The sequence below is a fragment of the Archangium sp. genome, from assembly GCF_036277355.1.
In the GTDB taxonomy this organism is placed as follows: Bacteria; Myxococcota; Myxococcia; order Myxococcales; family Myxococcaceae; genus Archangium.
The window spans coordinates 1-14316 of sequence record NZ_DASUNC010000088.1 but is presented as its reverse complement, the minus strand read 5'-3'; the positions used below and the strand labels follow the sequence as shown (position 1 = coordinate 14316).

General features: G+C 69.6%; 8 protein-coding genes. 7 read left to right on the top strand and 1 reads right to left on the bottom strand.

What is annotated here, in order from left to right; all coding sequences use genetic code 11:
• The first annotated feature begins 301 nt into the window (after window positions 1–301).
• From VFZ09_RS23190 to VFZ09_RS23165, 6 genes are all read left to right on the top strand, one after another.
• Complete coding sequence (locus tag VFZ09_RS23190) at window positions 302–2692, top strand: PQQ-dependent sugar dehydrogenase (RefSeq protein ID WP_329729825.1); 2391 nt, start codon at window positions 302–304, stop codon at window positions 2690–2692.
• 263 nt (window positions 2693–2955) lie between these two features.
• The gene (locus tag VFZ09_RS23185; RefSeq protein ID WP_329729824.1) at window positions 2956–6135 is read left to right on the top strand and encodes an ATP-binding protein; all 3180 of its coding nucleotides are present in this window, start codon (window positions 2956–2958) and stop codon (window positions 6133–6135) included.
• Between the two features lie 120 nt (window positions 6136–6255).
• Window positions 6256–6807, top strand: coding sequence for a response regulator (locus VFZ09_RS23180; protein WP_329729823.1), 552 nt, complete (start codon window positions 6256–6258; stop codon window positions 6805–6807).
• Window positions 6804–9983, top strand: a complete 3180-nt coding sequence (locus VFZ09_RS23175) for a sensor histidine kinase (protein ID WP_329729822.1) — start codon at window positions 6804–6806, stop codon at window positions 9981–9983. The genes VFZ09_RS23180 and VFZ09_RS23175 overlap by 4 nt, the downstream gene beginning before the upstream one ends.
• Window positions 9984–10167: 184 nt before the next feature.
• Entirely contained in the window at window positions 10168–11379 is a 1212-nt protein-coding gene (locus tag VFZ09_RS23170; protein ID WP_329729821.1) for a hypothetical protein, read from the top strand.
• A gap of 163 nt (window positions 11380–11542) precedes the next feature.
• Window positions 11543–11839, top strand: a complete 297-nt coding sequence (locus tag VFZ09_RS23165; protein WP_329729820.1) for a hypothetical protein — start codon at window positions 11543–11545, stop codon at window positions 11837–11839.
• A gap of 189 nt (window positions 11840–12028) precedes the next feature.
• On the opposite strand, the gene VFZ09_RS23160 is transcribed toward VFZ09_RS23165, so the two are convergent.
• The gene (locus tag VFZ09_RS23160) at window positions 12029–12586 is read right to left on the bottom strand and encodes a hypothetical protein (protein ID WP_329729819.1); all 558 of its coding nucleotides are present in this window, start codon (window positions 12584–12586) and stop codon (window positions 12029–12031) included.
• A gap of 804 nt (window positions 12587–13390) precedes the next feature.
• On the opposite strand from VFZ09_RS23160, the gene VFZ09_RS23155 reads away from it, so the two are divergent.
• Window positions 13391–13801: a hypothetical protein gene (locus tag VFZ09_RS23155; RefSeq protein WP_329729818.1), complete on the top strand. Its 411-nt coding sequence runs from the start codon at window positions 13391–13393 to the stop codon at window positions 13799–13801.
• The last annotated feature ends 515 nt before the right edge of the window (window positions 13802–14316 follow it).

Below are 14316 nucleotides of genomic sequence, written 5' to 3'. Positions count from 1 at the left end.
GGGCGGGTTCAGTGGTGAACGGTTCTCGCACCAGACGGTGGACAGAAGAAATTTCCACTCTCCTCCACGTGCGCGAGCACCCACACCCGGGGTGCCTCCCCCCCGGAGACGCCGTGACACCCACCGCCCCGAAGAGGGGGGGACCTGCCGGGTGAAGCGCACTCGCCTCCCGCATCATCTGGCAGCGGACGGACGAGGAACCGCTGCCCCCGTGTCCTGCTGAGCAGAAGGGAAGTAGCCGCCACAGCTTCGCGCCGCACTTCAAGGGAGGCGACGGACCTCCCGGACTGGAGCGTGCGCCATGCGTCTCGAGGCTCTTCGGGCACTCGCCTGCCTTCTCCTGCTGTGGGGCTGTACGGAGGTGGAGCAGCCCCCCACGAGCCCACCGCCGCGGCAAACGGAGGCAGCCGCGGTGCCCACCCGCTTCACGGACACGCTCGTCACCGACGGGCTCGACGCGGCGACCTCCATGGCCATCGCACCGGATGGGCGCCTCTTCGTCTGCGAGCAGGAGGGCCGGCTGCGGCTCATCCAGGACGGAAGGCTGCTGAGCGCGCCCTTCCTCACGGTGGACACGGACGACAGCGGGGAGCGGGGCCTGCTCGGCGTGGCGTTGGATCCAGACTTCCCCCGCCAGCCGTACGTGTATGTCTATTACACGGCCCTCACGCCCCAGGTGCACAACCGCGTCAGCCGCTTCACCGCGAATGGCAACCAGGCCGTGCCCGGCAGTGAGGCCATCCTGTTCGAGCTCCCGCCGCTGGGGGCCAACAACCACAACGGAGGCGCCCTCCACTTCGGGCCGGGCGGCAAGCTCTACGTGGCCGTGGGCGACAACACGCGCTCGGAGCAGGCGCCGAGGCTCGACTCGCTGCTGGGCAAGGTGCTGCGGCTGGAGAAGGACGGCACCCTCCCCACGGACAACCCCTTCTATTCGCGCACCCCGGGCAGCTTCCGGGCCATCTGGGCGCTCGGCCTGCGCAACCCCTACAGCCTCGCCGTGCAGCCGGGCACCGGCCGCATCTTCATCAACGACGTGGGGGCCACCCGGTGGGAGGAGCTCAACGAGGGCATCGCCGGCGCGAACTACGGCTGGCCGGACACCGAGGGCCCCACGACGGACGCGCGCTACCGCGCCCCGCTGTTCGCCTACCCGCACGGCTCGGGCACCGGCGCCGGCTGCGCCATCACCGCGGGCGTCTTCTACAACCCGGCCCAGCGCCAGTTCCCCCCGGAGTACACGGGGCGCTACTTCTTCTCCGACTACTGCAACGGGTGGATCCGCACGTATGACCCGGGGAGTGGCGCCGTCGCCGTCTTCGCCACGGGCCTGAGCGCGCCCGTGGACCTCGACGTGGGGCCGGACGGCAGCCTCTACTACCTGGACCGCGCGGAGGACGCGGTGCGCCGCATCCGCTACTCGGCGTCCAACGAGGCGCCCACCCTCACGAGCCCACCCGCGAGCCAGACGGTCCCCCCCGGCCAACCCGCCACCTTCACGGTGTCCGCCTCCGGCACGCAGCCGCTGCGCTACCAGTGGCTGCGCGAGGACACCGAGCTCGCGGGGCAGACCTCCCCGAGCCTCACGCTGCCCTCGGTGAGGCCGTCGGACTCGGGGGCCCACTTCCGGGTGCGGGTGTCCAACGACTTCGGCTCGGTGCTGAGCAACCCGGTCACCCTCACCGTGCGGAGCAACACCGCGCCCGTCGCCGCCTTCCTCCTGCCCGTGGACGGGACGCTCTACGGCGCGGGGAACACCCTCGCCTACGAGGGCCGGGGCACGGACGCCGAGGACGGAACACTGCCGGACAGCGCCTTCACCTGGCGCGTGGACTTCCACCATGACGGCCACCTGCACCCCTTCGTGCCGGCCACGCGCGGAGCGAGGAGTGGAAGGTTCACCGTGCCGGAGCGGGGCGAGACGGCCGCCAACGTGTGGTACCGCATCCACCTGCGGGTGGAGGACTCCGCCGGGGCCGTCCACGAGCTCTTCCGGGACGTGCGGCCGCGCAAGGTGAAGCTGCGGATGAACACCGAGCCCGCGGGGCTGCGGGTGACGCTCGACGGGCAACCCCAGCCGGCGCCGCTGGAGGTGGAGACGGTGGCGGGCGTGGTGCGCACCCTCGGGGCCGTCTCGCCCCAGGAGAAGGATGGGAAGACGTACGTCTTCGAGCGCTGGAGCCACGGGGGCGGGGCGAACCAGGAGGTCCGGCCCACGGTGGATTCGCGGTACACGGCGGTGTTCCGCGAGGAGCGCACCCCGGTCCACGGCCTGCGGGCGCAGTACTTCGACACGGCCGGCTTCCAGGACCTGAAGCTGGAGCGGGTGGACCCCACCGTGGACTTCCGCTGGGAGACCGGCTCACCGGACCCGGCCATGGACAGCAACACCTTCTCGGTGCGCTGGACGGGCAGCGTGGTGCCCCTGTACTCGGAGACGTACACCTTCCACACCCAGTCCAATGACGGCGTCCGCCTCTGGGTGGACGGCCAGCTGCTCATCGACGACTGGACGGTCCACTCCACCACGGAGAACCGCGGCACCGTCACGCTGCAGGCGGGCCGGGCCTACTCCCTCCAGCTGGAGTTCTTCGAGCAGACGGGCCTGGCCGTCATGCGGCTGCACTGGTCGAGCCCCAGCCAGCGCAAGCAGCTCATCCCCCCGGAGCAGTTGCGGCCAGCGGCTCCCTAGCCGCCTGTCGGCGAATCGGCCAGAGGTGCGGTAGCGCGTAGCAGGCGTCATATGGCATTGCAGCTCCTCAATCACAGACACCGGGCGACAAGCAGAGCCAGATTGAATTGGAGTGCAGGCGCCCAGAAACAAGGAGCATCCCGGCGGCGTGAACTGTCTGGATTGCATGGAGCACCCGGAATGCGTTAAATCCGTGAATCGTACAAATCCAGCGCTGCGGGTGGTGAAAACCTCTGCTATGGTGGGACATCAATACCGCGCACATGAGCCGCCTCGCCCTGCACCTCTTCGGAAGTCCGCTCCTGACGCTCGATGAGAAGCCGCAGGAGGTGGTGCGACGAAAGCTCATGGCCCTGCTCGCCTACATGGCGCTGTCGAACCGGCCGCATGGCCGCGGCGAGCTGGCCGCTTTGCTCTGGCCGGATCTGGATGGGCAGAAGGGTCTGGCCGTGCTGCGCAGCACGCTCTGGGAGGGCTGCCAGTTATTGGGCAAGGACTGGCTGGAGGCGGACCGGAAGACGGTGCGGCTCCGCCCCGGCGCCAGCCTCTGGGTGGATGTCGTCCGCTTCGAGCAACTCGTAGAGGAGGCCCGCTCCTCTTCCTCCCAGCAGGTGCCTCGCGCCACGGTGAGTGCCCTCCTCACCGAGGCGGCCGCCCTGTACCGCGGGCCCTTCCTCCAGGGCTTCTCCCTGCGGGACACCGAGACGTTCGACGAGTGGCGCGAGCTCCAGGCCGAGCGCCTGCGCACCCGGATGACGGAGATTCTGGAGCAGCTCATCCAACTTCAAATCGAGCAGGGGCAGCCCGCCCAGGCCATCGCCTGCGCGCAGCGGCTGCTGGCCCTCGAGCCCACCAACGAGTCGGCCCACCGGCACCTGATGAACCTCTACGCCCAGGGCGGCCAGCGCACCAAGGCCCTCGAGCAGTATGAGAGCTGTGCGCGTATTCTCTCCGAGCAGCTCGCGGTCAAGCCCCAGGAGGACACACGGCGGCTCCAGGAGGCCATCAGGGCAGGCTCCGTCCCCCTCAATGCACCGAGCGCAGCACCAGCACCCACGCCGTTGACCGTGCCCGCGGAACTCCCCTCCCCCACCACGGTCTTCATCGGGCGCGGCAGCGAGCTGGAGCTCATCTCGCAACGGCTGCAGTCCGCGGAGTGTCGGTTGCTGACCCTGGTGGGGCCCGGCGGCGTGGGCAAGACGAGCCTGGCGATCGAAGCCGCCCGCGCCTACGCCAGGCGCCATGGCGGTGGTGCCTGTCTGGTTTCCCTGGCCGGGGTGGACGCCCCCGGGCTGCTCGGCTCCGCCATCGCGGATGCCCTCGCGCTGCCCGCTTCGCCCTCCGATGCGCCCGAGGCCCTGGAGGCCCGCCTCTTCGAGTTCCTGTGCTCCCGCTCCTTGCTGCTCGTCCTGGATAACTTCGAGCACCTCCTCGAGGCGTCCCCGTGGGTGGCCCGCCTGCTGGCGCGCGCGCCCGCGCTCCGGCTGCTCGTCACCTCCCGGGAGCGGTTGAACCTGCGGGGTGAGTGGGAGCTGGCCTTGGAGGGCCTCTCCATCGATGGCACCGAGGCCGTGGAGCTCTTCGTCCGCTCCGCGACTCAGGCAGATGCCTCCTTCTCGCTGACACCTGCCGGCGCGGCCTGTGTCAAGCGGATCTGCCAGCGGCTCGGCGGCATGCCACTGGGCATCGAGCTGGCCGCCGCCTGGGTGCGGCTCATGCCGCTCGAGGAAATCGCCTCGCGCATCGAGGAGGATCTCGACTTTCTCTCCGGGCCGCGCGATGCCCCGGAGCGGCAGCGCGGCATGCGCGCCACCTTCGTGTACTCCTGGAAGCTGCTGTCCGATGGCGAGCAGGGGGCTCTTCGCCGGCTGAGCGTCTTCCGGAGTGGCTTCACCCAGACCGCTGCCCGCGAGGTGGCGGGCGCCTCCCTGGAGCTGCTCGCCGCGCTGATGCGCAAGTTCCTCGTGCGGCGCACCGAGTCCGGGCGCTATGTGCTGCACGAGCTCATCCGCCAGTATGCCGCCGAGCAACTCCATGCCGTGCCCGAAGAAGAGCTGCGCGCCCGCGATCTCCATGCCACCTGGTATGCCGTGCTCCTGCTGGAGTGTCAGCCGGCACTCCAGGGTCCATCCCCCCGGGCGACGCTCGGAAGGTTGGAGCCGGAGCTGGACAACTTTCGCGCCGCCTGGGCTCACGCCGTGGAGCATGGCCGCCTCGATGTAATCCAGCGGGCGCTCGACGGCTTCTGCCTCATCCACGCGCTGAGGGGCCACCGAGCGGAGGTCTCGGCGGCGCTGCGGCGGGCCATTGTCCGAGTGCGTGAGGAGACCGGATTCAGCGCTCCAGATGCCCGGGAGCCGCGCCTGCTGCTGGGCCGGCTGCTGGCACGGCTGGGGCGTTTGTGCCTCGAAGGCGAGACCCAGGGCGAGGCGGCGGGGCTGCTCGCGGAGAGCCAGGGCCTCTTGAGCGAGCTCGAGGTCCCGGAGGAACTGCGCTTCACCCTGGATGCCGCTGGAAGGCTCGCCGTCCTGCAGGGCAACCAGGCAGCGGCGCGCTGGTGCTTCCGCGGCAGCCTGGCCATCAGCAAGACGCTCGAGGACCGGCGCGGTGTAGCCCACGCGCTCAGCGAGTTGGCTGTGGTGGCCATGAGCGACGGAGACGCCGGGGCGGCCCGGCAGCTCCTGGAGAAGAGCCTGGACACCTTCCGTTCCCTGGAAGACGGGCGCGACGTGGCCACGGGCCTGGGCCGCCTGGGGTACCTGCTCGCGCAGGAGGGGGACCTGGAGGGCGCCAACCGCGCCTACCTGGACGGGCTGCGGCTCCTGGAGGAGTTGGATGAACCCCTGCGCACCGCGGAACTGCTCGGGAGCCGGGCCCGCGTGCTCTGCCTGCGCGATGACCTCGAGGAAGCGCGGCGTTGCTGTGAGCAGCAACTCGCCATGGGCCGCGCACTGGAGCACCCAGAGCTCCAGGCGCGTGCGCTCCACGGGCTGGGGCTCGTGGCCCACCGGCGCCAGGACGGCGCGGAGGCCCGGCGCCTCTTCGAGGAGAGCCTGGCGCTCTACCGCAAGCTCAATGCCCGCCAGGGCATCACCGAGTCGCTCATCTGCCTGGGACGCCTCGCCTCGGAGGCGGGTGCGCCCCAGCGTGCCCGCGGCCACCTCCACGCCGCGCTCGAGATGGGGATGGAGGTGGGCGCCACGTCCCAGGTGCTCGACGCCCTGGTGGGCTTGGCCGAGCTCCTCGCTCCGGTGGCTCAGCCTCCCCGGACACAGCGGGCCCTGCGGCTCATCGCCACTCATCCGGCCGCGGAGCGTTCCACCCGGGAGCGCGTGGCTCGTCTGCTCACCCCTGACCTGGCGTCCGGGTCCGCGCCGCGCCCTGGAGTCCCAGCTCCCGAATTGTCTACCCTCGTCGCCGACGTGCTGGCGACCGCGCCATGAGCCACTCCCTCCTGGCTTGAAGTCCTGCCCGGGTCCCCTCCATGATTGCCTTCCACGAACAGGTCCGGCTCTCCCTGGGTCTCTCGCGCCGGACCTCTCTTCGTTGCCAAGAAAGAGCCGATGTCTTTCAACGAGCTCGATGAACTCCTCGCGGACGATGCGCCCTCCGGCCTCAGCGCCGAGCAGCGCCCGCTCATCGTGGTGGTCGACGACGACGCCACCATGCGCAAGTCCCTCCAGGCCGTGCTGTCTCCCAACTACCGGGTCATCCTCGGCGCGTCCGCCCGGGAAGGGGTGGCCGCCGTGACCGAGGAGGTATGCGCCGTCATCCTCGACGTGAAGATGAAGGGCTACGACGGCTTCTGGGCCTGCAATGAGATCCGCAAGAGCCATCCGGAGCTCCCCATCATCTTCTACTCGGCCTACCAGGATCTGAAGGATCCCTACGACATCATCAATGAGCACCGGCCCTTCGGTTACATCACCAAGGACGGCTCCACCAGCCGGCTGCTGGAGGCGCTGGACATCGCCGTGCGGCTCCACAAGATGACCCTGGACAACAAGAAGCTGGTCGCCCGGCTGGAGCAGGAACTGAAGCGGCGGCGGGACCCCGCGCCCTCGCCAGCGCAGGAGCAGCCACCGCGGAAGAAGGGCCGCCCCACGAGCCGATGAGCGGGGCGCTGGCGAGGCTGCTGCTCCTGGTCCTGCTGGCCACCCTTTGCGCCGTGAGCCCCGCCCGGGCCCAGACGCCCCCCGGAGCGCTGCCCTTCGTGACGTATGGAGCGGAGGTGGGCTTCGGCCAGTGGCCGGTTCGCGACATCGCCCAGGACTCGCACGGCGTCCTCTGGGTGGGCACCGACGATGGCATCTACCTGTACGACGGCTACCGCTTCCGGCGCGCGGAGCATCAGGGGTTGCCGTCGACCCACATCTCCCGGTTGGTGGCCGGCACCAACGGCGACATGTGGTGCGGCACCCTGGATGGGTGGGCGCGGTGGCACGCGGGGAGGTGGACCCGGTATGGCGCCGCCCAGGGCGCGCCCGGCGCCTGGGGCGACCTGCGAGTGGACCCCACCGGGCTCGCCTGGGTGGCCTCGGACCAGGGGCTCTTCCAGGAACAGGAGGATGGGCGCTTCGCCCGCGTCCCCGGGTGGCCGGGCGGGGGGACCCGGTGGCTTTGGCTCGAGTCCAGCGGGGACGTGTACGCGGTCTCTCCGGGCGCGCTCCACCACCGCGATCCCGCGGGCCGCTGGCGTACCTGGGGCGAGGCGCAAGGGGTCCCGCGCGAGGGCCTCCTCCATGTGGCGCGCGACGGCTCGGGCCGGGTGTGGATCTGGGGCAGCTACGCCCTGTGGCGGTTGCTGCCGGGCGCCAGCGCGTTCGAGGCGGTCCCCGGTTTGGAGGCAAACCGCGCGCTGTGGGGCGCCATGCGAGATCGCCATGGCACGCTCTGGCTGACCTCGGACAAGGGATTGGTGGAGGTAGGCGAGGACGGCCGGCCGCGCGGCGTCACGGGCCCGCCGACGCAGCGGGTGTGGGCGGCCTTCGAGGATCGCCAGGGCTCGCTCTGGGTAGGCGGACTCGGGCTCTTCCGCCTGACGGGCGTCGGCCTGTGGCGCACGCACTCCGTACGGCAGGGGCTGCCCGCCCAGGAGGTGTGGGCCGTCCATCGGGATGCGAGTGGGCGGTTGTGGGCCGGCACGGGCAATGGGCTGGCCAGGGCCACGAACGAGGGCTGGGTGACGGTGGAGACGGTGCCGCCCAAGGCCGTGCGTGGCATCTTCCAGGAGCCCGGAGGTGGTGCCTTGTGGCTGAGCGGTGGCTGGTCCGAGCTCTTGCGCTACGAGCCACGCACGGGCCAGCTCGAGCGCTTCGGGCCGGAGCGGGGCCTGGGCGCAACCGTCACCCTGAAGGTGGTCCTGGATGGAGAAGGGACACTGTGGGTGGCGACGAACGCGGGGGCGTTCCGCGGCAAGCGGCACGGTGACGGGTGGCGCTTCGCCTCCGTCCTCCTGCCCGGCGGTCCCCCGAGCGAGGCCGTCTTCGACGTGCTGGTGGACGCACGCGGGCGGGTGTGGCTCGCGGGTCAGGCCGGGCTCGTCGTCGTCGAGCGCGACGTGATGCGGCGCTTCAAGGTGGCGGATGGCTTCCGCCGTGACTCCGCGAGCTATCTCCTGGCGCGTCGGGATGGACAACTCTGCGTCACCTATTTCCGGGTTGCGGGAGGCGTGAGTTGCTTCCGCTACGACGGAGACGGCCCGAGGGACTTCCTCCACCTGGATTCCACGACGGGGCTGGCGAGCGATCGCATCTACCAGCTCGGCGAGGACTCGGCGGGGAGGCTCTGGGTGGGGACGGGCAAGGGGGTGGACGTGTTCGGTCCGGAGGGCCGGGACCACTTCAACGTGGCCAACGGCATGCCAGGGGACGACACCAACGCGCGCGCCTTCTGGGTGGATGCCAACGGCGACGTCTGGGTGGGCACGAGCACCGGGCTGGGCCAGTTCCTGGCGCGACACTACACCGGGCCCCCACGGCCTCCCGATTCCGTGGTGGCCGCCGTCCGCGCGGGGGGGCTGGCGCAGGAGCGGGGGCCGCACGAAGTCCCCTACGCGCGCAACACGCTGGAAATGGAGGTGCGGGCGCACACCTTCCTCAACGAGCGGCAGGTCCAACACCAGGTGCGGCTGATGGGGCTCGAGCCGGAGTGGCGGGAGCTGGAGGGGCACCAGGCGCGCTACACCGCGCTCGCTCCCGGTGCGTACGTGTTCCAGGCCCGCTCCCGCCACGCGTCCGGGGAGTGGGGTCCCTCCGCGAGCTTCTCCTTCGTGGTGCTGCGCCCCTGGTGGCGCACCTGGTGGTTCTATGCCGGGTGTCTGCTGGGGCTGGGTGGACTCTTCTCCCTGGCCATCCATATCCGCGAGCGCGCCACGCGCCGCCAGCGCGCGCGACTGGAAGCGCTCGTCGCCCAGCGCACGCGCGAGCTGGAGCAGGCCCAGGCGCAGCTGGTGCAGATGGAGCGGGAGACCACCGAGCAGCAGATGGCGGGGGGCTTCGCGCACGAGATTCGCAATGCGCTGACGGGCGCGAAGATGCTGCTGGGCACGGTACTGAGCGTCGGCGGCGAGCCCGGCCGAAGCCTGTGCATGCGCAATGGCGCCCTGCTCAAGGACTTGTACGTGGGGCTGCGCGAGCACCTGCCGCCCGAGGCGCGGCCCCGCGTGGCCACCGTGCTCAAGGAGCTCAACGGGAACGAAGCCCGGATGGACCAGGTGATGCAGGACACGGACGAGGCGCTCAGCCGGGCGCTCTCGGTCACCCAGCTCATCCTGGAGTATGCGCGGCTCGGGCGGGAGCGGCCCAGCCCGGAGCCCACCCGGGTGGTGGACGTGCTCACGCCTCTGCTGGAGGAGTCTCGCGAGGACTTCGCGGCCCAGGCCATCACGCCGCACCAGGAGGGGAGCGGCGACTGCACGGTGGCCATCAAGCCCATCCACCTGTACTCGGTGCTGAAGAACCTCGTCCTCAACGCGCGCGACGCGCTGGTGGAGAAGAGCGGCCCGGGGGCGCGGGAGATTCGCATCACGTGGCGGGAGGAGCCGGAGTGGGCCGTGCTGCGCGTGGAGGACACGGGCACGGGCATGCCGGCCGAGGTGTGCGAGCGCATCTTCGAGCCCTTCTTCACCACCAAGCCGGATGAGGGCACGGGGCTGGGCCTGAGCGTCGTGCGCAAGCTGGTGAAGCTCTATGGCGGCACCATCCGCGTGGAGAGCGCGCCGGGCCGGGGGACGTGCTTCACCCTCACGCTGCCCCGGCCCGCCCCTCCCTCGCGGGTGCGCTCGGCGTAGAGCGTCACAAGAAAAAAGCGCAGGGGCGTTTCTTGTGACGGTACGCGTGACGATGGCGTGATGCAGTCCCGGTATATCCTGTTCAATAGGCGAGGCGTGTGGACGGCACACGTCCCTCCCGTGTTTGCCCAAGAAAGGCCTCTATATGTCGATGAAGTGGATGCGGCGGGCTGTTGGAATCTCCATGGCACTTTCGCTCGCGGGCGGCGGCACCGCCGCCGCGGAGCCGGAGCCGCCAGCCGTGGCTTCGGGTGCGCGCGGGCCCCAGGTCCGCAGGACCCTGGACGAATCGCTGCTCGAGGTGTCCGCCACCGTTCCCGGCTTCGGGGGCCTGTACCATGACGAGCAGGGCCGGCTGGTCATCCGCCTGATGCGGGACTTCGAGGGTCCCGCGGCCCAGCGCGCCATCGCCGCCGTGTTCGGCCCGGAGATGCTCCCCGCGGCCGGCGTCGTCTACGCCCCGGCCCGGTTCTCCTTCGCCAGCCTCAAGGCGCTCCAGGAGCGGGTCACTCCGGACGTCCTCTCCCATGTGGGCGTGGTGATGACCGACGTGGACGAGAAGGGCAACCGGGTGGTGGTCGGCGTCGAGAACCCGGAGGTGCGCCAGCGGATCCTCAAGCGGCTGGAGGCGCTGGGCGTACCGCAGGACATGGTGGAGGTGGTGGAGATGAGTCCCCTCCTGCCCACCAGCACCGTGCAGGCCGGCTGGCGCCCCATCACGGGCGGGCTGCAGATCGAGACCCCTGGCAAGTACTGCACCCTGGGGTTCCCGGCCCTGCGCGGCACCACGCTCGGTTTCGTCACCAACTCCCACTGCACCCAGACGCAGGGCGGAGTCGAGAACACCCAGGCCTACCAGCCCACCATGGCCACCTCGAACCTGGCGGGTACGGAGTTGGTGGATCCGCTCTACAGCTCCGGCGGCAGTTGCCCCGCGGGCCGCATCTGCCGCCGCAGCGACAGCGCCTTCTTCCGCGCCGACACCACCATCAACCCGCTCATCGCCGCGACTCCCGGCGCCTTCAATCTCAGCGTCTCGAGCTGGCTGTCGGTGCCCTCGAAGACCCTCTCCCTCGCCCAGGGGCAGACCGTCTTCAAGACGGGCCGCACCAGCGGCACCACCAGCGGCACCATCCAGTGGGCCTGCGCCACCATCAACTCCGGTGGCACCCCGCACACCTATTACTGCAACTACATCGCCACCAACTCCACGCAGAACGGCCAGGGCGGTGATAGCGGCTCCCCGGTGTATTTCCTCTCGGGCAGCAACGCCATCCTGGCGGGACTCATGTGGGGCGCGGGCTCCAACCCGTGGAACTTCGCGTTCAGCCCGCTCGCCGCCGTCCAGGACGAGCTCGGCATCATCCCGTACTGCCAGGGCAACACCGGCTGCTGAGTCCCGGTACGCATAAAACTGCACGGGGCGGCCATTGCCTCACCGCCCCGTACTGTGTCCGCGGAATGACGGAGGCGGTGGTGGCGCGGGTGGTGGACGCCCCCACTCCAATGTTCGCCAGCGCTTGCCTTCCAATCACGGGGTGATGGTGGATGGCACTCCCATGACGGCCGACGTGCGCCCGTGCAACGCCGAGGCCGAGGTGCGCTTCGCCCACAAGACGGGTCTCTCCTCGGGCTTGGGCGGCGGCGCCGGCATCGTCCGCGGCCTGCGGGGGAACGAGCGCCACTCCCTCATCGCCCTCACCTCCAACCTGGGCTACCGCTACACGGCTCGCTCGCTGTCCGAGCGCTCCCCCTCACCCTGCCTTGGCGCGGGCCTGTGCTACACCCAGCGCATTGCCACCCTGGGCCGCACGTGGGACGCCTGGCTGCGCGAGCGCCTCCAGCCGCCCCGCTGAGGGCCCATGACGAACGGCTGCAAGCACGGCTGGCATGAGGACGGCAGGCCGTGCTCCACGTCCCGCCCCGTGACCGCCGGGCTGGCCCCGCCGCTGACGGACGGAAGCCGGGAGGGAGCCGCGCGGGCCTCAATCACTGGCGCGGCTCCCCCTGTTTGAATGGGCGTGAGGCGGGTTGTCAGCCACCGCTCATTTGCCTGAGTTGTAGACCTGGTCGAAGATGCTCTTGATGGTCCCCAGGTTGCCGACCGCCAGGTGCGGCTCGCGGCCCACGGAGGCATACGGGCCGAGCGTCCCCAGCGTCTGGTCCACCACGGAGAGGTTGTTGGTGCCCTGGGCGCTGAAGCGCTGCGCGACGAAGTTCGTGGCCTGGCCCAGGGTGGCGCGCGAATACAGGCCCACGCCCCAGCCCAGGTCCTGCCTCATCCACGCCATGGCGAAGTAGCGGTACTTCGACGGCGTGTAGGCGCCATTGGAGGAATTGACGGCCACTTCCTCCCATACCCCGTCGAAGCGCAAGCCGAACAGCCGGTTCAGCACCGAGGCCTTGAAGTAGATGGCGGGCACGAAGGGCACGGGCGTCGGCTGACCCGCGCTGTCGTACACGCTCGTCATGAAGGGCTGGGACGCGCCGCTCCCGTTGATGAACAGGTAGCCGAGCTTCACCACCTCGTTGACGGGGGCGTAGGGGAGCGGGCCCACCTTGTGGTGTCCTTCCATGCGCAGCCCCGCGGCCCGCCCAGTCATACGGATAGACGCCAACATGGATTTCCCCCGTGCTGACGGGGTCCGCGTTGTTGAGGGCGTACAGCGGGGAGGCACGGCCGCAGATGTCGCCAGCCTCCTGGGGATTGAACCAGGTGGGCGCGGCGGCACCGTTGCAGCCACTCTGGCCCGCGGGCGCCGGGAAGAAGAGGGATGCCTGGATTTCTCGTCCGAGGTCCGTGGTATCGATCGTTTCCACGCCCAGCACGCGCAGCGAGTCGATGCTACCGCCGCGCCCGCCGCTGACGCTGACGCTGATGACAGGGTTGGAGACGGTACGCGCCGAGGCCAGGGCCGGTGCGAGCAGGAGCATCGCGAGCGCCAGGGGGTGACGGCCACGGGGGAAACGGAAATGCGGTGACATGCGGGGGCTCCTTCCGGGAGCACAGTGTGTTTGAAATCTTGTACATGCCCGCCATCACGGCTGCATCACACACGCCTGTGACGCCGCTGTGATGGTGCACCTCCAGCTTCCCCAGGAGTTTCACGGCGCACCCGAGCGACGAGCTTCAAGCCTCCGGTGCACCAGACAGCCGGGGGCTGGCGGATTCACCGTAGGAAGGGGTACCCGCCCGAGCCCTGCTGGCATCCGGCGTGACGCTGTGACAGGAACCGTCACGGCACAATCACAGACATCATCACAGCGCGATAACAGACATCGTCACAAGAAAAATCCAACCATTTGACATTGATTCAATGACCATCAGCCACTAGTTTTCGTCCTGCAGCCAACGCGCTGCGCTTCAATCCCATCCCATCGCCAGTACCATTTCAGGAGAGCTGAACATGAAGAAGACGCCTTTGTTTGTGTTTTTGATGGGCTTCGCCATGCTGACGAATGCCGGTTGTGGTCCGGGCTCCGAGCAGGAGGGTGTGGAGGGGGCGTCCGCTGCTCCCGTGGCGGCCGCTGCTCCCTCGGAGATTGGCCAGACCGATCAGGCCTTGTGCTCGGGCAGCGGCGGAATCGCGAGGACCGTTACGTTCGTCAACAGGCGGAGCCAGTCGATCGACCTCTACTACTACGGCACCAACTGCTGGCAGTACCTCGTCACGCAGTCCATTCCGCCGGGCGGTTCGTACACCGTCAACACCGCGGGTTACGTGTGGTGGAATTTCACCCAGGCGTACACGGACCTGTCCGTTGGCACCCACCAGGTTCCCAATGCGTACGGGCCCTACACCTGGTACGTCTTCTAGTAGAGCCTTGTTGCTGCGGAGGCCGCCTTGCGGTCTTCGCGGTGCAGGATGAGACGGTGGCGGTGGAGTCCGTCCGCACCGCCACCGCTCCGTCGTGAGTTGATTGCGTGCAAGCCCCCTTCGAGCCCTCATCCGTCGCGCCTATGGCTTCCGCAATCCCAAGGCACTCAGGGCGATGATACTGCTGTGCTGCGGGGGCATGGAGTTCACTCCGCCCCTGCCAGTAGCGGCGTAGTCCCTCGCGGTAGAAGCAGGCGACTGGGGACGAGCCCCGGAGCGCCGACAGATTCGACTGCCACCCGGCCAGCAGGGCAGCGGAGCCAGGCGCTCTGTCATGCAAAGCCGCGGCTTTCTGGCACCCCAGCTCGTGCCCCTGTCTCATTCATGCCTCGAGCTCTCGCGGGGACTTGCGTCCCATGACCATCGCTCGGCTCCGCACACCCGTGAACCCCAAATCCTCCCCATACGCACGGCCTCTGGTCCTCGGCCCTGCCCACTCGACGTACCGAAGACCC

Coding starts and splice junctions, on each gene's coding strand:
- VFZ09_RS23190 (WP_329729825.1), top strand. CDS start 302: ATGCGTCTCGAGGCTCTTCGGGCACTCGCCTGCCTTCTCCTGCTGTGG.
- VFZ09_RS23185 (WP_329729824.1), top strand. CDS start 2,956: ATGAGCCGCCTCGCCCTGCACCTCTTCGGAAGTCCGCTCCTGACGCTC.
- VFZ09_RS23180 (WP_329729823.1), top strand. CDS start 6,256: ATGTCTTTCAACGAGCTCGATGAACTCCTCGCGGACGATGCGCCCTCC.
- VFZ09_RS23175 (WP_329729822.1), top strand. CDS start 6,804: ATGAGCGGGGCGCTGGCGAGGCTGCTGCTCCTGGTCCTGCTGGCCACC.
- VFZ09_RS23170 (WP_329729821.1), top strand. CDS start 10,168: ATGGCACTTTCGCTCGCGGGCGGCGGCACCGCCGCCGCGGAGCCGGAG.
- VFZ09_RS23165 (WP_329729820.1), top strand. CDS start 11,543: ATGACGGCCGACGTGCGCCCGTGCAACGCCGAGGCCGAGGTGCGCTTC.
- VFZ09_RS23160 (WP_329729819.1), bottom strand. CDS start 12,586: ATGACTGGGCGGGCCGCGGGGCTGCGCATGGAAGGACACCACAAGGTG.
- VFZ09_RS23155 (WP_329729818.1), top strand. CDS start 13,391: ATGAAGAAGACGCCTTTGTTTGTGTTTTTGATGGGCTTCGCCATGCTG.